Origin of the sequence: Vibrio sp. ES.051, from assembly GCF_002563795.1 — a bacterium.
GTDB lineage: Bacteria > Pseudomonadota > Gammaproteobacteria > Enterobacterales > Vibrionaceae > Vibrio.
In genome coordinates this window covers 905,140-926,008 of the sequence record NZ_PDJL01000003.1, presented here as the reverse complement: position 1 = coordinate 926,008, position 20,869 = coordinate 905,140, and the positions used below count along the sequence as shown (strand labels likewise).

General features: G+C 44.3%; 18 protein-coding genes. 9 read left to right on the top strand and 9 right to left on the bottom strand.

Going from position 1 to position 20,869, the window contains the following annotated elements; translation table 11 throughout:
* Nucleotides 1–435: 435 nt before the first annotated feature.
* The 4 genes from ATG66_RS04935 to phaC all read left to right on the top strand — a co-directional run bounded on the left by ATG66_RS04935 (nt 436) and on the right by phaC (nt 4,628).
* Entirely contained in the window at nt 436–1,176 is a 741-nt protein-coding gene (locus ATG66_RS04935) for an SDR family oxidoreductase (RefSeq protein ID WP_098414236.1), read from the top strand.
* Between the two features lie 11 nt (nt 1,177–1,187).
* The gene (locus tag ATG66_RS04930; RefSeq protein WP_098414235.1) at nt 1,188–2,396 is read left to right on the top strand and encodes an acetyl-CoA C-acetyltransferase; all 1,209 of its coding nucleotides are present in this window, start codon (nt 1,188–1,190) and stop codon (nt 2,394–2,396) included.
* 43 nt (nt 2,397–2,439) lie between these two features.
* Nucleotides 2,440–2,787: a phasin family protein gene (locus tag ATG66_RS04925; RefSeq protein WP_098414234.1), complete on the top strand. Its 348-nt coding sequence runs from the start codon at nt 2,440–2,442 to the stop codon at nt 2,785–2,787.
* Nucleotides 2,788–2,852: 65 nt separating this feature from the next.
* On the top strand, nt 2,853–4,628 hold the full coding sequence (gene phaC, locus ATG66_RS04920; RefSeq protein WP_098414233.1) for a class I poly(R)-hydroxyalkanoic acid synthase: 1,776 nt from the start codon (nt 2,853–2,855) through the stop codon (nt 4,626–4,628).
* Between the two features lie 245 nt (nt 4,629–4,873).
* Here phaC and ATG66_RS04915 read toward each other — a convergent pair whose 3' ends face one another.
* The 6 genes from ATG66_RS04915 to napF all read right to left on the bottom strand — a co-directional run bounded on the left by ATG66_RS04915 (nt 4,874) and on the right by napF (nt 9,487).
* Nucleotides 4,874–5,008 carry a TIGR02808 family protein gene (locus ATG66_RS04915; protein WP_098414232.1) on the bottom strand — a complete coding sequence of 45 codons (135 nt, stop codon included), beginning with the start codon at nt 5,006–5,008 and terminating at the stop codon, nt 4,874–4,876.
* 14 nt (nt 5,009–5,022) lie between these two features.
* Nucleotides 5,023–5,601 carry a NapC/NirT family cytochrome c gene (locus ATG66_RS04910; protein ID WP_098414231.1) on the bottom strand — a complete coding sequence of 193 codons (579 nt, stop codon included), beginning with the start codon at nt 5,599–5,601 and terminating at the stop codon, nt 5,023–5,025.
* A 28-nt stretch (nt 5,602–5,629) separates the two neighbouring features.
* On the bottom strand, nt 5,630–6,085 hold the full coding sequence (locus ATG66_RS04905; RefSeq protein WP_098414523.1) for a nitrate reductase cytochrome c-type subunit: 456 nt from the start codon (nt 6,083–6,085) through the stop codon (nt 5,630–5,632).
* Nucleotides 6,086–6,165: 80 nt separating this feature from the next.
* Entirely contained in the window at nt 6,166–8,655 is a 2,490-nt protein-coding gene (gene napA, locus ATG66_RS04900; protein ID WP_098414230.1) for a periplasmic nitrate reductase subunit alpha, read from the bottom strand.
* Nucleotides 8,652–8,960 (bottom strand): chaperone NapD, encoded by a 309-nt coding sequence (locus ATG66_RS04895; protein ID WP_098414229.1) that lies wholly within the window; start codon nt 8,958–8,960, stop codon nt 8,652–8,654. The genes napA and ATG66_RS04895 overlap by 4 nt, the downstream gene beginning before the upstream one ends.
* A 41-nt stretch (nt 8,961–9,001) precedes the next feature.
* Nucleotides 9,002–9,487, bottom strand: a complete 486-nt coding sequence (napF, locus tag ATG66_RS04890; RefSeq protein WP_098414228.1) for a ferredoxin-type protein NapF — start codon at nt 9,485–9,487, stop codon at nt 9,002–9,004.
* 245 nt (nt 9,488–9,732) lie between these two features.
* Here napF and narQ point away from each other — a divergent pair, with 245 nt between their 5' ends.
* Both narQ and ATG66_RS04880 read left to right on the top strand, forming a co-directional pair.
* Nucleotides 9,733–11,469, top strand: coding sequence for a nitrate/nitrite two-component system sensor histidine kinase NarQ (narQ, locus tag ATG66_RS04885; RefSeq protein ID WP_098414227.1), 1,737 nt, complete (start codon nt 9,733–9,735; stop codon nt 11,467–11,469).
* Nucleotides 11,456–12,088 carry a response regulator gene (locus ATG66_RS04880; protein ID WP_257145716.1) on the top strand — a complete coding sequence of 211 codons (633 nt, stop codon included), beginning with the start codon at nt 11,456–11,458 and terminating at the stop codon, nt 12,086–12,088. Before narQ ends, ATG66_RS04880 begins: the two co-directional genes overlap by 14 nt.
* 88 nt (nt 12,089–12,176) lie before the next feature.
* On the opposite strand, the gene ATG66_RS04875 is transcribed toward ATG66_RS04880, so the two are convergent.
* Entirely contained in the window at nt 12,177–12,350 is a 174-nt protein-coding gene (locus tag ATG66_RS04875) for an RNA helicase (protein WP_098414226.1), read from the bottom strand.
* A 261-nt stretch (nt 12,351–12,611) separates the two neighbouring features.
* On the opposite strand from ATG66_RS04875, the gene ATG66_RS04870 reads away from it, so the two are divergent.
* On the top strand, nt 12,612–13,472 hold the full coding sequence (locus ATG66_RS04870; protein ID WP_373560823.1) for a DUF6279 family lipoprotein: 861 nt from the start codon (nt 12,612–12,614) through the stop codon (nt 13,470–13,472).
* 384 nt (nt 13,473–13,856) lie between these two features.
* Here ATG66_RS04870 and ATG66_RS04865 read toward each other — a convergent pair whose 3' ends face one another.
* A complete protein-coding gene (locus ATG66_RS04865) occupies nt 13,857–14,321 on the bottom strand; it encodes a dCMP deaminase family protein (RefSeq protein WP_098414224.1) in 465 nt (154 codons plus the stop codon).
* Nucleotides 14,322–14,699: 378 nt separating this feature from the next.
* Here ATG66_RS04865 and vmeY point away from each other — a divergent pair, with 378 nt between their 5' ends.
* Entirely contained in the window at nt 14,700–15,827 is a 1,128-nt protein-coding gene (gene vmeY, locus ATG66_RS04860) for a multidrug efflux RND transporter periplasmic adaptor subunit VmeY (RefSeq protein WP_098414223.1), read from the top strand.
* Nucleotides 15,828–15,835: 8 nt separating this feature from the next.
* Nucleotides 15,836–18,988 carry a multidrug efflux RND transporter permease subunit VmeZ gene (vmeZ, locus tag ATG66_RS04855; RefSeq protein ID WP_098414222.1) on the top strand — a complete coding sequence of 1,051 codons (3,153 nt, stop codon included), beginning with the start codon at nt 15,836–15,838 and terminating at the stop codon, nt 18,986–18,988.
* Between the two features lie 103 nt (nt 18,989–19,091).
* On the opposite strand, the gene ATG66_RS04850 is transcribed toward vmeZ, so the two are convergent.
* Nucleotides 19,092–20,861, bottom strand: a complete 1,770-nt coding sequence (locus ATG66_RS04850; RefSeq protein WP_098414221.1) for a methyl-accepting chemotaxis protein — start codon at nt 20,859–20,861, stop codon at nt 19,092–19,094.
* Nucleotides 20,862–20,869: the final 8 nt, after the last annotated feature.

The following is a 20,869-nucleotide window of genomic DNA, read 5'->3' as shown; positions in this document are numbered from 1 at the left end:
AGTAATGACATCATATCAATGATAATGGTTTGTATTCAATTTAATCATTATTCTAGTCCTTTTCTAAGGGTATACCTTAAGTTAGGGAGTGTACCGTAAGTCATGAGATAATGTAACGGGAGGGGATTGAGCTTAAGTCTCTGATATAAAGTAGATAAGTGATTTTTTTGACAAGATTGTATTTAAGTGAGTTATTTAAAAACAATAGCTTATGAAGTGTTAACCATTTTATAACATTTCATGCGTAACGAGATCTCAATCAACCTTATGTAAATGTATTCGCGTTTTATTTGAAATGTAAGATTTGTGAGTTAACTTAAATAATAAGCATCTTAGGATTTGTTGCTAAAAAAATAAATAAACACATTATTAATTGGTGAATGTATTCACCATTTATTCAGTTTGCTTTAAATGCCGTAAAGAATGGAGTCTTTAATGAATAAAGTCGCTTTGATCACTGGATCAAAAGGCGGAATTGGTTCTGCTATTTCCTCTCAATTAGTAAATGACGGTTACCGTGTAATTGCTACTTATTCTACAGGGAGTTATGACTGCGCGTTGGAGTGGTTCAACAGTAAAGAATTTACTAAAGATCAGGTTCGCCTTTTTGGCTTGGACATCACTAACACTGATGAGTGTGCTGAAAAGCTAGCGCAATTGCTTGAGGAAGAGGGAACCATTGATGTAGTTATTAACAATGCAGGTATCACTCGTGATGGCGTGTTTAAAAAGATGACTGCGCAAGCTTGGAATGACGTCATTAATACCAACCTCAATAGTTTATTCAATGTCACGCAACCACTGTTTGCCGCAATGTGCGAAAAGGGCGGTGGTCGTGTCATCAATATCTCCTCCGTTAATGGTCTTAAAGGGCAGTTTGGGCAAGCTAACTATTCAGCGGCTAAAGCAGGGATGATTGGTTTTTCTAAAGCATTAGCTTACGAAGGTGCTCGATCTGGTGTAACCGTCAATGTCATTGCTCCGGGTTATACTGGTACGCCAATGGTCGAGCAAATGAAACCAGAAGTCCTTGAGTCGATCACAAACCAAATCCCAATGAAGCGTCTTGCGACGCCAGAAGAAATTGCATCATCTGTCAGTTTTTTGGTGAGTGATGCGGGAGCTTATATCACTGGTGAGACATTGTCGGTGAACGGCGGCTTATATATGCAGTAAGGAGAGATAAGATGGAAAAAGTATATATCGTTGCCGCGAAACGTACTCCGATTGGTGCATTTGGTGGAAGCTTAAAGAATACGTCTGCTGGCAACCTCGCAGCGGTCGCAATTAAAGGCGCACTAGAAGTGGCCAAATTACTTGGTGACAACATTGATGAAGTGATTGTCGGTAATGTCGTCAGTGCAGGACAAGGTATGGGCGTTGGACGTCAGGCTGCTTTGTTCGCTGGGATTCCAGAGTCCGTTCCTGCTTACGGCGTGAATATGGTGTGTGGCAGTGGCATGAAAGCCGTGATGGATGCGGTGACGCATATCCGCAGTGGCGATGCACAGATCGTTGTTGCGGCAGGTGTAGAAGTGATGTCACAAATCCCATTCGCTGCGCCAAGTAGCATTCGTGATGGCAATAAAATGGGCAACATGGAACTTAAAGACCTGCTTGTTGCTGATGGGTTAACCGACGTTTTTAATCAATATCACATGGGCGTAACAGCAGAAAACGTAGCAAAAGAAGTTGGCCTTACGCGTGAACAGCAAGATGAATATGCGCTCGCGAGCCAACAAAAAGCGGTAGCAGCTATTGAAGCGGGCAAGTTCAAAAATGAAATTGTGCCAGTAGAAGTAAAACAGCGTCGCGAAACCGTTCTGTTCGAGACGGACGAATACCCGAAACCTAATGCAACGTTAGAAAACTTGAGTAAGTTGCGCCCTGCATTTGACCGTGAGGGTACAGTCACGGCAGGGAACGCGTCAGGCATTAATGATGGGGCGAGTGCGATTATTGTGGCTTCTGAAAGTGCGGTTCAAACTCATGGACTAACACCGATCGCAGAAGTTGTGAGCTATGCGCAGTCTGGCATTGACCCACAAGTTATGGGGCTTGGGCCTGTTGAGTCGGTGAATAAGGCGTTACAAAAAGCAGACCTCACTACCAACGATGTTGATGTTTATGAACTGAATGAGGCGTTCGCTGCGCAAGCACTTGGGGTAATTCACAAGTTAGCTGAGACGAATCAAGTTTCGGTGAACGAAATTCAAGACAAAGCGAACGTTAATGGCGGGGCGATTGCACTGGGTCATCCACTCGGGGCTTCTGGTAACCGAATTCTGGTTACGCTTGTTCATGAACTTCAAAAGCAAAATGGTCAATATGGTGTCGCATCACTCTGTGTAGGCGGTGGCATGGGGACGGCTGTGGTTATAAAAGCAGTTAAGTAATTATTTAAACGGACATTTTCAAATTTTATCTAGGAGATACACAATGTACACTGATTTCTTCAAAACATTTAGCGATCAAACTGAAAAGAATCTAGAACCATACTTGAAGTTCAATAAGCTAGTAACGAAAAACGTAGAAGTGCTTACCGAACTTCAACTGAACGCAATTCGCACTTACAGTGAATTAGGTATGAACCAAATGAAGGCAGCGTCAGAAATCAAAGATGTGGCTTCTCTTACGGCTTTCAATAGCCAGCAACTAAGCGTACTTACTAAACTTTCTCAACAAATGATGGATGACAGCAATAAGCTGCAATCTATTGCAAAAGAATTCAAAGAAGACGTTGAGAAAATGACTTCGGAAAATCTAAAGACTGTTACTCCAGTGTAATTTGTCCGATTCTCGCCGCCCTAAGCTTGGGCGGCGTTGTTTTTTCCGAATATAGGAGTAAGACTATGTTTCAGCACTTCTTTTCGGACTATCTTGTGAAGCTTCAACAAACCAATCAACAATGGTGGCATGATTTCGAAGTCAACAAGGCAGTCGTGAATTCTCCTTTAAACAAGGCCATGCAAGAAGTGAACTTTGAGGACGCTGCTAAGCTGTTCGAACAAACTGCGAATCAACCTGCTTCGATTTTGAAACTACAAGCAGAGTGGTGGGAACAACAGTTACAAATTTGGCAGAATGTGGCGTTAGCTGGTAACCAAACTCAAGTCATTGAAGCCGAAAAAGGCGATAAGCGTTTTTCAAACGAAGCGTGGCAAAATGAAGCGATGTACAGCTTTATCAAGCAATCCTACCTGTTATTCAGTAAGACTTATCTAGACACCATCGAGTCGCTAGAGGGCTTGGATGAAAAATCAAAGGAACGTATTCTTTTCTTTTCTCGTCAAGCCATCAATGCACTGTCCCCTTCGAATTTCATCGCAACGAACCCTGAACTTTTAAAGTTGACACTTGAGCAGAATGGCCAAAATCTACTTGCTGGCTTAGAGCAGTTGAAAGAGGACGTTGAGTCAAGTGCGGATATTTTGAAAGTGCGAATGACTAACAATAACGCTTTCCGTGTGGGTGAGAATGTGGCTACCACCGCTGGTGACGTAGTGTTTAAGAGTGAGCTTTTTGAGCTGATCCAATATCGTCCTTTAACGGAAAAGGTGAATGCCACACCACTGCTTATCGTCCCGCCTTTCATCAATAAGTATTACATTCTCGATCTAACCGCAAAAAACTCGATGGTTCGATGGCTGCTAGAACAAGGTCACAGCGTATTCATGATCTCATGGCGCAACCCTGGAAAGGCACAAGCGCATGTGGAGTTTGGCGATTATGTTACAGAAGGAGTGGTGAAGGCTGTTGCTGCAATTGAAGATATCACTGGACAAGAACAGATCAACGCTGCGGGTTATTGTATTGGTGGTACCGTTCTCGCGAGTACGGTTGCGTACTACGCCGCGAAACGAATGAAAAAGCGTATTAAGTCGGCCACATTCTTTACGACGCTATTAGATTTCTCTCAGCCAGGAGAAGTTGGAGCATACATTAATGACACTATTGTTGGTGCTATAGAGGCGCAAAACAACGCAAAAGGGTATATGGATGGTCGTTCTTTAAGTGTGACGTTCAGCCTACTGCGCGAAAACAGCTTGTACTGGAACTACTATGTGGACAATTACCTTAAAGGCAATAGCCCCGTAGATTTTGACTTGTTGTACTGGAACAGTGATAGCACGAACGTAAGCGCTGCCAGCCATAACTTCTTGCTTCGTGAGCTCTACCTTGAGAATAAGTTGGTGCAAGATAAAGGGGTGAAAATTGGTGGTGTATGGATTGATCTCAACAAGATAAAAATTCCTAGCTATTTTGTATCCACTAAAGAAGACCATATTGCGTTATGGCAAGGGACTTATCGTGGTGCACTTAATACTGGCGGTAACAAGACATTTGTTCTTGGTGAATCAGGCCACATTGCGGGTATTGTGAACCCTCCGGCGAAAAATAAATATGGTTACTGGCTGAATGATACCCTCGATGACTCTGCTGAGGAGTGGTTAAATAATGCTGAGCGTAAAGAAGGTTCTTGGTGGACTCATTGGGACGAATGGTTACTACAATTTAATCCCAAAGAGCAGTTAGAACCGTTCTCTACAGGGTCGGAAAGCCACCCAGTAATTGATGAGGCACCTGGACAATATGTTAAGCAGGTTCTGCCAATAAAAGAGTCTTAAACAACTCCCTATAGTAGTAAACGTTAGCGGTCGACATGGCCGCTTTTTTTATGGCTAACCAGTTGTGAGACGAGGCAATACGCTTTAATTATCCCAACTTCAGATTAATGACCACTGTCGCACATATGAACCAGACGACTCTCGTGGCCCCTAAATATAAAAAGAAAAGCGCCGAGTGAATACTCAGCGCTTTTTTTTCAACAAATAGGCAAAGTTGACGGGGGAGAGGTGTATTAACGGCTAAGTTACACCTCTTTATCCTTACCGAATGACAATAGCCAGAGAGAGATTGCTGCTACTGCCACAAAACCGGAAAGAATAATGACTGGCATGGCACTGTATCCAAGGATATGCCAAATCACAGATTCGAATGTACTCATGGTTAGTCTCCTTTTTAATGCCAGCCTTCAACGCCGCTCATGTCTGGTAATTTGTGCGCGATACCTTTGTGACAGTCCACACAGGTTTTCTCACCAGAAGCCAGTGCCGTAGAGTGTTGTTCTGCGGCACGAGAACCCTGCTGGGAGTAGTCCATGTAATCGAACTCGTGACAGTTTCGACATTCAAGAGAATCGTTCTTCTTCATCCGTGCCCACTCTCGCTCAGCAAGGTAACCACGACGTTCTTGGAACTTCTCTGGTGTATCGATAGTACGCAGAACGTAATGAGCAAACAGCTCTTTAGACGCCTGAACTTTACGCACGATTTTATCGGTCCATTCATGAGGAACGTGACAATCTGAACAAATGGCTCGAACCCCTGAGCGGTTAGAGTAATGAATTGTTTCTTTGATTTCTGCAACGATTGGTGCGTGACACCCCGAGCAGAATTCTTCGGTATTGGTCGCTTCCATACCCGTGTTGAATGCGCCCCAGAACAGCAGACCGCCGGCAAAACCAAGGAATAAAACCACGCCTGCAGCGGCTTTACTCGGGCTTTTCAGTCTTTTCCAAAACGCTTTAAGTATTTTCATAAATAACCTCTTAGTACTCGCGTTTCAATTACTGAAGCGAATCAACTGCCTCAAACTTGTTTTCCACTAATGGCTGAGCATTAGTTTGTGGAACGTGGCATTGTAAACAGAAGTATCGACGAGGCGACATATCTGCCAATACTGCATCTTCTCGGTTAACGTAGTGAGTTACGCTGATTTTTGTGGCGCCTGATTCTTTGGCATTTTTCCAGCTATGACACGCAAGACATTTATTCGCATTCAAAGACACTTCGTAGTGACGAATACTGTGTGGAATCAATGGTGGTTGATAAACAAAGCTATCTTCAACAATTTGATCTTTCGGGAAGTCTTTGAACTCATCTGCTGGGCGTGTTTCTTCAAGTTGGGACATTCCACGTAGAGACTCTAGTCCACCAATGCCGCCAGGGTTATCCAACTCAGCTTGCGCAATGCCTGTCACTAAAGCACCTACAGATAAAAGTGCGACAAGTAATTTTTTCATCATTTCATCTCCGCCTTTATGGCTTAAATTCTTTATCAGGCCGCCGTGTAATGACGGCCTTAGCAGTCGATATTTGAAGGTTAAGCAACCTTAGTGATTTTGACCGGACACTTCTTAAAGTCTGTCTGTTTGGACAGTGGGTCAGTTGCATCAAGGATAAGCTTGTTAATCAAAATACGAGCATCAAAGAACGGTACGAAGACCAAACCTTTTGGCGGACGATTACGACCGCGGGTTTCAACACGAACGCGAACCTCACCACGCTTGTTGGCAATCAGCACCTCTTCACCGCGGCGAACGTTACGTGCGTTTGCATCCTCTGGGTGCATATAACACACCGCATCTGGTACTGCTTTGTACAGTTCAGGGACACGGCGTGTCATGGTGCCTGTGTGCCAGTGCTCAAGAACCCGTCCGGTACATAGCCATAGATCGTGCTCGGCATCTGGCACCTCTGGTGGCGCTTCGTATGGCGCTGAGATAATCTTCGCTCTACCATCTGCATTACCGTAGAAATCCCAACCTGAACCTGCTTTTGCGTATGGATCTGACCCTTCTTTAAAGCGCCATAGAGTTTCTTTACCATCAACAACAGGCCAACGCAGACCACGTACAGTATGGTAGACATCGTAAGGTGCTAAGTCGTGACCGTGACCGCGGCCAAACGTTGCGTATTCTTCGAACAGGCCTTTCTGTACGTAGAAGCCGAAATGGTGAGATTCATCATTCAACGTGCGCGCTTCTTCAACAGGGAATTTGTCAACGTTACCATTTTGGTAGAGTACGTCGAACATGGTTTTACCGCGCAGTTCAGGCGCTTTGTTTAAGAGATCTTCGGGCCATACTTCTTCTATCTTGAAGCGTTTAGAGAATTCCATGACCTGCCATAAGTCAGATTTGGCTTCGCCAACCGTACCAACTTGTTGGTACCAAGCTTGGGTACGACGCTCTGCGTTACCGTAAGCGCCTTCTTTCTCAATCCACATTGCCGTTGGCAGGATAAGGTCAGCCGCTTGCGCTGTTGCGGTCGGATAAGGGTCAGAAACCACAATGAAGTTCTCTGGGTTACGGTAACCAGGTATGCGTTCGGCGTTGATGTTCGGGCCTGCTTGCATGTTGTTATTACATTGCACCCAGTAACAGTTCAGAACGCCGTCATTCAACATACGGTCTTGTAGTACGGCGTGAAAGCCGGGTTTTGGCGGAATAGTACCTTCAGGTAGTTTCCAGATCTTCTCTGCTATCTGACGGTGTTTAGGGTTTGCTACCACCATGTCTGCTGGTAAACGGTGCGCAAAAGTACCAACTTCACGTGCCGTACCACAAGCGGAAGGCTGACCCGTTAGTGAGAAGGGGCTGTTGCCCGGAGTCGAAATCTTACCTGTTAGCAGGTGAAGGTTGTACACCAAGTTGTTCATCCACACACCGCGAGTATGTTGGTTCATACCCATAGTCCACAGCGACATCACTTTGGTGTTTGGATCCGCGTATTGTTTTGCAAGCTCGATCAGCTTTTCTTTCTCAACACCAGAGATCTCAGACGCTTTCTCTACCGTGTATGGCGCGACTGATTGTTTGTACTCTTCGAAAGAGGTTGATGTCAATTTGCCAGAGTTCGGGTTCTTCGCAGCTGTCTGAAGCGGGTCATCGTCACGCAGGCCGTAACCGATATCGATGTCTGCTTGGGTAAAGTTCGTGTGTTTATTCACAAAATCCCAATTCACAGCATCGTTTTCAATGATGTAGTTTGCGATGTAGTTAGCAATCGCGAGGTCAGACTGTGGGTTAAAAATGTAGCCGTGATCTGCCAACTCAAATGAACGATGGTAGTAAGTAGAAAGTACGTTTACTTTCACGTGAGGGTAGCTTAATCGACGGTCAGTAATACGAGTCCACAAAACGGGGTGCATTTCTGCCATATTTGATCCCCAAAGAACGAATGTATCTGCGTTCTCGAAGTCATCATAACAGCCCATTGGTTCATCAATACCAAAAGCCCGCATAAAGCCCACTACTGCTGACGCCATACAGTGACGTGCGTTTGGATCGATATTGTTAGAGCGAAAGCCCGCTTTCATCATTTTAGAGGCGGCGTAACCTTCCATCACGGTCCATTGACCAGAACCAAACATCCCAACGCTCGTCGGGCCTTTTTTCTCGAGGGAGGCTTTCCATTTTTCGGCCATGATATCAAAAGCGTCATCCCAAGAGACGGGAGTAAAATCCCCTTCTTTATGGTATTTGCCATTTTTCATGCGCAGTAAAGGTTGAGTTAAACGGTCTTGACCGTACATGATCTTAGAAAGGAAATAACCTTTAATGCAGTTTAAGCCTTTGTTTACTGGGGCTTCTGGATCACCTTGTGTTGCTACTACTTTGCCGTTTTGAGTCCCAACAAGAACAGAGCAACCAGTACCGCAGAAACGACAAGGTGCTTTGTCCCATGTGATCTTGGTTTGATCAGAGCTTGCAATCAAGTTGGTAGCGGATGCTGGTAGTGTCACACCTGCGACAGCAGCCGCTGATGCAGCTGCGTTTGCTTTCACAAACGCACGTCTTGTCATTTTCATACTTCACCCTCGATTTGGGAATGTGGTGTTCTAGTGTCTTCTTCATCTGTTTCTTCAAGCGCAGTTTCGATTTGGTGATAGACCAATACTGTGCTTAAGACATTCGGTAAATTATTAATGGCATCGATAGTGTCAGTGATGAATCCTTGATTCTTGGTTTCAAGCACCACCACGATTTTGCCTTCTGGACTGTCACCGTAGATTTCTGCATTTTCATGTGCCTCAATCTGTTTTTTGATGTCATCTAGGTGCTCTGGCAGTACGTGTACGACCAGACTTGAAATATGCACTTCGTTTAGCGACATATAGCTCTCTCATTTATTGCCTTTGATCGACGACATACGACTTAGGCTGTTATATTGCTCACATTGATGGATGAAGTCGGGCACACAGAAACACAGGCGCCGCAGCCGTTACACTCATCAAGGTCTAAATTGGGTTGTGCTACTTTTCCTAGCTCTAACTTGAACTGGATCGCCATTGGGTCGCACATATCCCCACAACTTCGACATTCGACATTCTGTTTGGCTAAGCAAGAGTCTTTAATATTGGCCTTTGCTTGCCAAGGTTGCTCTGTCTTAGGTAAGAAAAGCGGCTCTGGACACGCATCGGCACACTGATAGCAAAATGTGCACTCATCGATAGAAAAATCGACTGACGGGAATCCGCCATCACTTTTGGTTATAATTTTCGTTTCACAGGCATCAATGCACTTTCCGCAACGTGTACAATCATCCGTAAAGCGTTCTGGTTGGGCTAACCAAGGCAGACGCGCGGTGTTATCGGTGAGTGTTTTTCTTGCAAAGAACCTTCTTCTGGAAAGATCTACCACTTAGTCACCTCGAAACTTGGAACCTGAGCTAAGCATAGCCCACAGCTTTCATTAATAAACTGTCATTAAAGTTAATGAAATTGTAGTTTTTGACATATTTGTATAAATACCTCTTAGGGGGTAAATAGGGGGCAATATTGTTTTGGATCAATAAATTCCGGCGTAGGTGATCACATATTGATAAAGTTGCAAACTAATGGGTTCGTTGCTCACATGAGTTGGCAATGAATAGGCGAGGATTCAGATTGTTTAAAAATGTGAAAAAGTCAGTGACGCGTACGATTGCGTCCGCAATGCTCGTTATCTTGTTGTTGTCGGTTGCAACCACTGGTTTTGCAATTTTTACTTTAGCATCCAGTTTGAACGATGCCGAGGCGGTTAATGTGGCCGGCTCAATGCGGATGCAAAGCTACCGCCTGGCACACGATATACAGATAAAATCGGTTGATTACTCTTCACATATTGACACATTCGAATATTCGATTTATTCGCCTTCAATGAAGGCACTGCAGCATTGGTCTGTGCCAAAAGACATAACGCAAGATTACTACCGGTTAATCATGAGATGGCACGATCTTAAATCGGTTTTACAAGGCGATGATCCGGAGGAGTATCAACAACTCGTCGCAGGGTTTGTACAACAGATAGATGAGTTTGTTTTCAAACTGCAAAATTTTTCAGAACAGAAGCTGATGAACTTAGCTTGGATTGGTGGGTTAGGGCTTGGTGGCATCCTTTGCGTCAGTATGTTTGTTGTTTACTTTGTTCGGCTTGAAGTGGTGAGGCCTTTACGGGCGTTAGTCTTTGCTAGTGAACAGATCAAAAACCGTTCTTTTGATGTATCACTTGCCGTATCCAGTGATAATGAAATGGGAATCCTTACCCGAACTTTTAACCAAATGGCGGCGGATCTTGGCAAGCTGTACCGCGGGTTAGAACAAGCTGTTGATGAGAAAACTCGGAAGTTGCAACATGCGAATCAATCGCTTGAGGTGTTGTATGACTCTTCTAAAGAGCTAACGGCATCGCGTATTAATCAAGATAATTTTCAGGCCATTTTACAGCATATTGCGAGCTTAGAAGGCATTAAGGCCGTCAAACTTGAAATCGAGCAACTGGGCGAGCCAAGTTGGATATTGATGGAAGGGGAAGAATGTTGTCATGACTGCGATAATCAGTGTCACACCAAAGCGATGACTTTAGATGGCGAGCATCTCGGGTACTTATACTGGAAAGCCGGGCTACCTTGTCCCAATGAGGCGCTCATTGACAACTTTGTGCAGATTCTTTCACGAGCCGTATATTATAATCGTGCCCAGCGACAAGCAGAACAGATTTTGTTGATGGAAGAACGTGCGACGATTGCAAGAGAGCTCCATGACTCTCTAGCTCAGGCGCTTTCTTACCTAAAAATCCAAGTAGCTTTGCTTAAGAGAAGCGTGAAAAACTTACCCGATGAAAGTGCGATTACACAGGCCAACCAAGTCATAGCCGAGTTAGATACTGGTTTGTCTGCTGCTTACACTCAACTGCGAGAGCTTCTGACGACATTTCGTCTGACAATAAAAGAGGCCGGTTTTGGTCAGGCACTACAAGACATGGTTGAAAGCCTGAACGAACAAACCTCGGCAGAGATCTCTTTGAAAAATGGTATCTCATCAACCGAATTGAACGCACATCAACAGGTGCATTTACTACAGTTGATAAGAGAAGCCGCAATTAATGCCATCAAACACGCGAAAGCGGATAATATTCATATTCAATGCCTTGATAATAATGGAAAAATAACAGTCAGCGTCACAGACGATGGAATAGGTTTTGAACATCAAGACGAAAAACTTAATCATTACGGTATGAGTATCATGCAAGAGCGTGCGGCGAGGCTGCACGCCGATCTTCACATCGAAGCATCGATAAATAAAGGTTGTACCGTCAAACTCGAATTCCAACATAGTAAGGAAGTAAACAGTGACAGTGTGTAAAGTAATGCTGGTGGACGACCATCCACTCATGCGCCGAGGTATTCATCAACTCTTAAGCTTCGAGCCAGAGTTTGAAGTTGTCGCAGAAGTCAGTAATGGCGCAGATGCGATAGCTAACGCACACGAACTGGAACTGGATTTGGTACTTCTTGATCTTAATATGAAGGGCATGTCTGGCTTAGACACACTACAAGCGCTACGTGCCGATGGTTGCGAAGCTCGTATTGTGATCTTAACCGTTTCAGACAGTCCCGCTGATATTGAAACCATAGTGCGTAGCGGTGCCGATGGCTATTTATTAAAAGACACGGAGCCAGAGGAGCTGGTGGCGTTGCTAAAACAAGCTCATCAAGGCGACAAAGCCTACAGTCAAGAAGTGAGAAAGTACTTGAGTGAACGTTCTGATCACGAGGACATTTTTGATGCGCTGACTGATCGTGAAACACAGATCTTACAAGAAGTGGCAAGAGGCTTCCGCAATAAGCAGATTGCTGATCGCCTATTTATTTCAGAGTCGACGGTTAAAGTACACATGAAGAGCTTACTCAAAAAGCTCCAAGTACCGTCACGAACAGCAGCAACTATTCTTTATCTAGAGCGTTTTGGTGATATTAGGTGATATACTTGTAAAAGGATAAAAATTAATTTTATCAAAAGGTTAAATGAGCTGTGTAAATAAAAAAACCGCCTTTAGAAAGGCGGTTTTTTTATTTGTCTGGGCGAATAGAGTACAAGTCACTACTGTGCTTACCGCATTCTAAATAGTACTGATAAGCTACTTTTTTGCTTTCAGCGACGACCATCATGCAGTGCATTTGCCCCTGTTCAAAATATCGAATTTCATATTCTATACTGGTATCAAGTTGCTCTGCGGCTACCATACTTCGCCTCCATAAACTATCCAAAAATAAATGCAAATTACATGCCGTTATAAGAAGCACCGTTTGGTGTTTCTATTGGCCAATAAATGTGCTCTAACTCACTTTTTTGCGGATAGTTGTGATCAAAAAGTTAATTTCAAACTCTATATACTATTAGGGTGGCAATCAACGTATGTCACTCTGACGTAAGTTTGCCGCAATATCAAGTGATACAAGTTGAGTATAGAACTTAATCAATAGGAAAGGGAATACGAATAAGTGATTAAATTACATAGTTTATCTAATAAGGTACGTCAGTATTGCCTTATATTTTTTTTCGTATTTCTGTTGGCGGGTTGTGCGAAGAAGTTCTTATATAGCAATATCGACTGGTTCATCGTCGATTACATAGAGGATTATGTATCGCTAGAGGGGGAACAGGAAACCTTAATAGAAGAGCTGTTATTGCTGTTGACTGAATGGCATAAAAAAGAAGAATTACCTTTATATATCGATCATTTAAAAGATCTCGAAGCCTTACAGGCGAATGATATTACTTTAGCGTATTTTCAGCAAAACAGAGGCAGACTACGAGCGCATTACAATAGAATGGTAAGTAAGGTTGCGCCTGACCTTTTCTCATTAAGTTTACAGCTAACTAAAGATCAAGAGCGCGAATTTTTGAGCAATGTGCAAGAGCATTACCAAGAAAGAGATGCTAAATACGCGGATAAATCAGAGGATGAAATGCGAGAGGTTATTCTGGATAACGCTGAAGAATGGATAGAAGAGTGGATTGGGCATTTAAATAATAAGCAATATGAATATGCTCAGGAGTTTTCTCAGCAAGTTATTCTTAATCGATCGTTGTGGCGAGGTTATCGAGCTTCAATATATCAAGAGCTTGAATACCTGTTCGAAAGTAAGGCGAACCCGGTTATTTATCAAGGCGTATTTATGCGATTGCTGTTCGAGCCGGAAAGTTATTATGGTCAGCAGCTCTCTGAAAACATTGATTATAATGTTGCGCTTGTTGATCAACTTACTTTAGATATCGCGGATTCTATGACTGGAAAGCAATGGAATCATTTTCATGAAAAGGTTAAAGAATGGCGGGTGTTGGCTGAGGAGTTACGAGATTAAACACGTCGTTATAAGTCATTTAATGTAGGACGGTTAGTAATAAATGATTCAAAGCCAATTGGTATTGAACTAAGAGCGTGACATGGTGAGGCCACTACATCATTTAGTTTACGGTTTGTCGTGCCCATTGATAAAAAACAATGGGAATAAATATGAAGCATGTAGTTTAGTGTCACGCCATCATCTAGGTATTGCACAAGGCCAAAATAGTTAACCGATGGACTGGGCTGCGACATTCTAGGTGAAAGGACGGAAAAGCCCGTGCTTGTGATGGTTAAAATCGCCGAACCGACCGCGAAGAATCCTGGCTAACCAGAGAGCCTTAGGCAACCCTCCCCAAAGAAAAGCCCAGATGTAATCTGGGCTTTTCGGATCAAAATAAAATTAGCGAACGTCTTTGTCTTCGATCTCTATATCTTCTAACGGTAACCAATCTACCTTGACACCTGCTTGATCAAACATATCTTGACTGACTTGGATTTTATCTCCCCATCGGGATAAAAAATCCTCAGATTGCACAGGACAGTGCACATGTGAAATACCCGTTTGGATTATCTTTGCTGCGCAGTTAGGGCATGGGAAGTGGGTAACCCAAATATCACTGCCATCTAAATCGCGTTTAGAGAAAAGAATCGCGTTCTCTTCTGCATGCAGTGTTTTGAGGTATTTCAGTTCGCGTTCATCGGTGTCCACGCTGTCTGAGACACCGTGCGGATAGCCATTAAAGCCAACAGATACAATACGATTCTGTTTAGTGATTACCGCACCTACCTGTGTTGACGGGTCTTTACTCCAAGACGCTACTAGCTCTGCCATTTGGTAAAAACGTTTCGCCCATTTAGAAATCATGGTCATCCTCTCGGTCGAAGGCTTTGAATTTATTGAATGATAACCCATTTTTTTAAAAAATAGTCAAAATCTGGGTATTGAGTATGACGGCGTCATATTTTATTTGTGTAAGAACAAAACACACTTAACTTGCGCCTAACCGTATTGTCCAGTCGTTATAGTGCTTGTCAATTTAATCTATATCTAAAGTTTATGATTAAGAGGGGTTTGTTTTTCCCATCAAATAACATTGTTAAATAAATTACTTTATTTTCTATTTGTTTCATCTATTTACGTTTAGAAACACTTTCCCCATTTTTGAGTGAAGTTTTCAGGTCTTACAGGGGGTATGGTTGACGCGAATTCAACAATATCCTGTTCTATAAAGACGGTAAATATATGCAGAAGAAACCACTTGTCGCATTAATGGCGGCTACAGTTATCCTTGCTGGATGCGGGGAAGCTAGTAATGCAGCAAAGGAAAGTGAAGCTCCTCTCGTTGTGACTCAGGATGTCTCGATTATCGACTACCAACCGAGTAAGTCTTATATCGGCCGCATTGAAGCCGTAGAAGATACCAATATCACTGCGCAGATTTCTGGTTACTTAAAAGCTCGTCATTTTGAAGAGGGACAAATGGTAGAGAAAGGTCAACTCCTTTACTCTATTGAACCTTCTTCATTTGAAGCTCAAGTCGCGAGCGCTAAAGCGGCACTTGCACAAGCGAAAGCAGCGTTAAAAAAAGCGGAGTTGGACCATGCTCGTGGTAAGAACCTACTCCCTCGCGGCAGTATTTCTCAATCAGAATTCGACGCTTTAACCGCGGCACTTCTTGGTGCTAAAGCGGAATTAGAAGCAGGCAAAGCTCAACTTAAGCTTGCTGAAGTTAACCTTTCTTACACTCAAATCCGCGCGCCTTTTAGTGGCCGTATTAGTGAGACAAAAGTGAGCACTGGTGATCTTGTTTCGCCATCGTTTGGCGTGCTCACTACATTGGTGAGCTTAGACCCTGTACATACTTCGTTTAGTGTTAGTGAGCGTGAACGCCTAGCAATGGGGATGGACCGAGTAAAAGGTGACGGCTCTGCTGAATCGAATCGGGTCGAAGTCCAGCTTGAGCTTGAAAATGGCCAGTTCTTTGAGCACTTAGGCAAACTTGATTTTTTAGGTAATCGGATTGATACCAAGACTGGAACGATCGCGATGCGAGCGCTTGTGCCAAACCCTGATCAGAAACTTCTTCCTGGTCAGCATATCAAGGTGAACTTACGGGATAAGAAAACAAAAGATGTGATTGTTGTTCCTCGACGTGCCGTACAAACCGACCTTGAAGGTGATTTTATTATGGTGTTGGTAGAGGGTGATATCGCTGAGCGTCGAAATGTAGAACTTGGGCCACAAGTCGCGCAAGGAATTATTATCAGAGAAGGTCTAAGTCAAGGCGATACGGTTATTACACAGGGTCTACAGCGTGTGCGTAATGGCATAGAAGTCAGCCTTCAAACACCTGCTGAAGATAAGCAGTAGGAGCCATTATGTTAAGTCGTTTCTTTATTCAGAGACCAAAATTTGCATTGGTTATTTCGATTATATTAACGTTGGCAGGTGCCATTTCACTTGCGCTCCTGCCTGTTGCTGAATACCCACAGATTAGCCCACCGTCGGTAAATGTTTCCGCTTACTACACCGGCGCGAGTGCTGAAGTTGTCGAGCAAGCAATCGCTGACCCCATAGAGACCTCGGTCAATGGCGTTGAGGATATGATCTACATGTCTTCAAAGAGCGCGAACGATGGCTCTTACAGCCTAAACGTCACGTTTGATGTCGGCACCGATCCAGACATGGCGCAAGTGAACGTACAAAACCGTGTGTCACAGATCGAGTCAAAGCTACCTCAAGAAGTGCGCATGGTCGGCGTGACGGTGAAAAAACGTTCACCTGACTTGCTGATGGTTCTGAACTTTTTCTCACCTGATGGGAAATACGATGATCAGTTCTTGATTAACTATATTAACTTGAATGTGAAAGACCAACTTGCTCGCGCGCAAGGCATCAGTGAAGTTAATGTGATTGGTGGTGGCGAGTATGCCATGCGTGTTTGGTTAGATCCTGAAAAAATGGCCAACCTCAAGCTGACGACTTCCGACATTTACGCAGCTTTGGCTGAACAAAACGTTCAGGTTGCGGCGGGTCGAGTAGGTGCCGCGCCATACAACAATCCGCAAGAAGTTCAGTTCAACCTTGTGACCAAAGGTCGTCTAGAAAGCGTCAGTGAATTTGAAAATGTGGTACTCCGCGCAAATTCAGATGGCTCAACGCTCTACCTGAAAGATGTTGCGCGCGTAGAGTTGGGTAAAAAATTCTACAATGGTAATGGTAAGTTCCGTGGTCAAGATGCTTCTATCGTTGCGCTGTCACTTCAATCTGACGCGAATGCATTAGAAAGTGGTCAAGCGGTGATGGAGCTCCTTGAGCGGTTGAGTGAAGATTTCCCAGACGGCATGAGTTACGAGACCAGTTACGATACAACCTTATTTGTATCAGAATCGATCAAAGGAGTGTTAAAAACACTGATTGAAGCGATTCTTCTGGTGATTGCCGTGACTTACTTATTCTTGGGTAGTGCGCGTGCAACGTTGATTCCTGTTGTCGCGATCCCCGTTTCTCTGATTGGTACGTTTGCCATTATGCAGGCGACGGGCTTCACCATTAATACGGTCACTTTATTTGGCTTGATCCTTGCGATTGGTATCGTGGTGGATGATGCGATTCTGGTTATCGAAAACGTCGATACCACCATGGCAAAAGATCCAACCATTTCACCGCGTAAAGCCACTCTGCTCGCAATGAAAGAGGTGACAGGGCCAATCATCACGTCGACCTTGGTCCTACTTGCGGTATTCATACCCGTCGCGATGTTGCCGGGTATCACCGGTATCATGTATCGCCAGTTCGCTTTGACCATCTGTATTTCGGTTGTGATCTCATCCATTAACGCATTGACTCTGTCTCCAGCGCTTTGTTCTTTGGTATTGAAGCAGGGTGGGGGCAACACCGCTAACTGGTTTCAAGCTTTCAATCGAGGCTTAGAGCGCATCACAACGCGTTATGGTCAGGTCGCTGGTTTCTTAGTGAAGAAATCTTTGCTGCTCGTGACGTTCTTTATTGTCGCTATCGCGGCGGTCACTTTCTTTGCGAAAACCACCTCAACAGCGTTTGTTCCTCAAGAAGATAAAGGCATTTTGCTGGTTAATGTTCAGCTACCAGATTCAGCTTCTTTATCTCGTACTGAAGAAGTGACCAGTGATTTAACGAAGATGATCCAAGAAGAGCCGGGCGTTGACGGCGTAACGGTTGCGAACGGTTATTCTTTTATGACTGGTGCTGCGGCGTCTAACGGCGCGTCAGTGTTTATTAAATTGAATGACTGGGAGATGCGTAATGCGTTAAGCGGGGAGCACTCAGCGAACGCGATTGCCGCACGTATTAATGGCCGAGCGGCAAGACAGTTACCACAGGCGATTGTCTTTGCGATGGGCCCTCCTGCCGTTCCAGGTATGGGCGCCGCTTCTGGTTTTGAGTTTGTACTAGAAGACACGTTAGGCCGTAGTCGTACCGACTTGTCGATGGTCATGGGTGAGATGATTGAGGCCGCCAACCAAGCGCCAGAAATCGCGTATACCTTTAGTACATTCCGAGCTAACGTTCCGCATTACTACGTGGATATCAATCGTGAAAAAGCTCAGCAGTTGGGTATTCCATTATCGTCTATCTTTGAAACGCTACAGGGTAATTTAGGTTCTCTTTACGTGAATGATTTCTCCATGTTTGGTAAGAACTTCCGCGTAACGATGCAAGCGGACAGCCAGCACCGCAGTAGTATGGAAGATCTCGAGCGTTTCCACGTTCGTTCTTCAAATGGTGATATGGTGCCGTTAAGTACACTCGTCAGTCATGAACAAGTGTTTGAGCCTGATGTAGCATGGCGATACAACATGTATCGAAGTGCAATCATTCAAGGCCAACCTGCACCGGGCTATTCTAGTGGTGATGCGATTGCAGCGATGGAACGCGTCGCTGCTGATGTTCTACCACAAGGTTATACCTATGAGTGGACAGGCATGGCGTACCAAGAAGTCCTTGCAGGTAACCAAGCCATCTACGCGTTTGCGCTTGCTCTGATCTTTATCTACTTGTTCATGGTGGCGCAGTACGAGAGTTGGAGTATTCCGTTGGCCATCATTTTGGTGGTGCCAGTCGCGACGTTAGGATCTTTCCTGGCGTTGAACCTGACCGGCACTCCACTGAACTTGTATGCGCAAATCGGTCTTGTCTTGCTTATCGCCTTAGCGGCGAAGAACGCCATCTTGATTGTGGAGTTCGCCAAGCAAGAGCGTGAAGAAAAAGAGGTGGATATCGACAGTGCAGCGGTGAAGGGGGGGACACTGCGTTTCCGTGCAGTTAACATGACATCTTGGTCATTCATTCTCGGTATTTTCCCGCTTATTTTTGCGGCGGGTGCGGGGCACGTCAGTCAAAACTCGTTGGGTATTTCACTCATTGGTGGTTTGCTCTGTGTGTTGCTAGCGGGTACTTTCTTGATCCCTGGTTTCTATGCGCTGGTTCAAAGGCAACGCGAGAAAATCCACGGAGGAAATACCAAGCTTGTCTCTCTTGATGATGAGTAGCTTCTTCGACAGCCTCATTGGCGAGTGAAATTAAACTAAAGAGAAACGAAAAGCCCGAAGCGATGAACGCTTCGGGCTTTTTAATGAACAGGAAGCCTATGGGTTACTTTAAACGAGTTTTAAACTCGGCCACGGCTTTGTCCATGTCATGAGCTTGCGCGGAAACAGAATTCACTTCATGTAAACATTCTTGAGCGGATTGCATGTTGTTTTCAGAAATGACGTTCAGATCCGTAATGGAGCCGTTGACTTGATTCATCACAATACCTTGTTCTTCAATGGCAGAGGCAATGCGCTCCGAGTTACCCTGGATTGCCTGCATGTCGGTAATGATCTGCTGCAAGCTGGTATCCAGTTGCTCAGAGGCGTTAAGGGTTTGTTGGCCTTGATCATTACATTGGTCTATGTCGGAAACTACCGTCGACATTTGAGACTGAATATCGGTAACGACGCGAGTGATTTCTTCGGTCGATTGATGCGTGCGGCTTGCAAGTGCACGCACTTCATCCGCAACCACAGCGAAGCCTCGGCCTTGTTCTCCAGCCCGTGCGGCTTCAATTGCGGCATTAAGCGCAAGTAAGTTAGTTTGCTCTGCAATACCTTGAATGATATTGACTGCGCCACCAATTTTTTCAACATGCTGGTTTAAGGAACCGATCGATTGTTGGCTGTTAGACAAAATACTGGTTAACTGACTAATATTGGTGACCGTCGCTTCTACAACATGACGACCTTGTTCAGCGTTATTCGCCGCTTGGTGTACACCTTCCACGGCAACTGACGTACTTTCCGATATCTCACCGATTGTGGCAACCATCTGCTGAACAGCGGTTGCCATTGACGCGGTATGATCAGTTTGGGTATGGAATTGCTCCATGACACCTTCCAGCTCACGATGCATATTATCGGTACTTGATGTGAGTTGAGTCGACTTTTCTTGCGTGCTATGAATCAAGTGTTCTAGCTTATCGAGTAGGTCATTAAGATGGTGGCTGATGTCAAATAGCTCGTCTTGACCTTTTAATTCGGAGCGAAGCCCCATGTTGTTGGTCTCACTAATGTTTTTGATTGTCTCCAGTAGGCTACTAACACGAGTATTGATTGAGCGTGAAATTTGCCAAATCAGTGCAAAGATTATAATCAATATTAACGCAGTAATAGCTTGCTTAATCAGTGATACTTGATCGTTGCGTTGTGCGGCTACAGAGCTTATTGCCGTCGAAAAAGTTTTAAACTGTTCTTCTACCGTGTGGGATAGGGCACGAGTCTCACCGAGTAACCCTTTATTGTAGGCGATACCAACCAACTGTTTTTGAGCGGCAAGTTGCTTAGCAATAATCAGTAATTTTGAATCCTCAAACCCAACGAGTAAGTTTTTGTCGAACTGCCCAGACTTGACCGCTGAATCAAAACGGACCAGCGAGAGTACTTGTTGATGATCAGCACTCTGCTTTGCTTCTAAAAGCACTTGCTCATAACCAGCCAGAAGGCCACTTTGACTATCAAGACCATATCGTTGGTAAGCACTAACGAGAGACTGAAAACCTTTTTGGTAAGCAAGCAAATCTTGTTTGAGCGGTTGGCTTGAAGGAAGGTCATTGATGCTTAGTATGTTAGCAAGCTCTTTTTCAGTGTTTAAAAACTTATCAACATTTGTATTAAACTTATCTAAATATTTGGCGTTGCTACGGAGCAAGAAATCTTTTTCATTTCTGCGTAGGTTGAGTAAGCGTATTTCTAAATCACCGACGAGTTTGATGGCATGATTAAGTTGATTGCTTTGTTTGGCGAAATGAGACGAGGTGCCCAAAAGGGTCGCCATGCCTAAAATGACGATAACTCCGAGAAAGTAGAGTTTTTGCCTAATGGTCATATTGTTAT

Excerpts from the sequence above, each read along its gene's own strand:
- ATG66_RS04935 (WP_098414236.1), top strand. The coding sequence starts at position 436 with ATGAATAAAGTCGCTTTGATCACTGGATCAAAAGGCGGAATTGGTTCT.
- ATG66_RS04930 (WP_098414235.1), top strand. The coding sequence starts at position 1,188 with ATGGAAAAAGTATATATCGTTGCCGCGAAACGTACTCCGATTGGTGCA.
- ATG66_RS04925 (WP_098414234.1), top strand. The coding sequence starts at position 2,440 with ATGTACACTGATTTCTTCAAAACATTTAGCGATCAAACTGAAAAGAAT.
- phaC (WP_098414233.1), top strand. The coding sequence starts at position 2,853 with ATGTTTCAGCACTTCTTTTCGGACTATCTTGTGAAGCTTCAACAAACC.
- ATG66_RS04915 (WP_098414232.1), bottom strand. The coding sequence starts at position 5,008 with ATGAGTACATTCGAATCTGTGATTTGGCATATCCTTGGATACAGTGCC.
- ATG66_RS04910 (WP_098414231.1), bottom strand. The coding sequence starts at position 5,601 with ATGAAAATACTTAAAGCGTTTTGGAAAAGACTGAAAAGCCCGAGTAAA.
- ATG66_RS04905 (WP_098414523.1), bottom strand. The coding sequence starts at position 6,085 with ATGAAAAAATTACTTGTCGCACTTTTATCTGTAGGTGCTTTAGTGACA.
- napA (WP_098414230.1), bottom strand. The coding sequence starts at position 8,655 with ATGAAAATGACAAGACGTGCGTTTGTGAAAGCAAACGCAGCTGCATCA.
- ATG66_RS04895 (WP_098414229.1), bottom strand. The coding sequence starts at position 8,960 with ATGTCGCTAAACGAAGTGCATATTTCAAGTCTGGTCGTACACGTACTG.
- ATG66_RS04875 (WP_098414226.1), bottom strand. The coding sequence starts at position 12,350 with ATGGTAGCCGCAGAGCAACTTGATACCAGTATAGAATATGAAATTCGA.
- ATG66_RS04865 (WP_098414224.1), bottom strand. The coding sequence starts at position 14,321 with ATGATTTCTAAATGGGCGAAACGTTTTTACCAAATGGCAGAGCTAGTA.
- vmeY (WP_098414223.1), top strand. The coding sequence starts at position 14,700 with ATGCAGAAGAAACCACTTGTCGCATTAATGGCGGCTACAGTTATCCTT.
- vmeZ (WP_098414222.1), top strand. The coding sequence starts at position 15,836 with ATGTTAAGTCGTTTCTTTATTCAGAGACCAAAATTTGCATTGGTTATT.
- ATG66_RS04850 (WP_098414221.1), bottom strand. The coding sequence starts at position 20,861 with ATGACCATTAGGCAAAAACTCTACTTTCTCGGAGTTATCGTCATTTTA.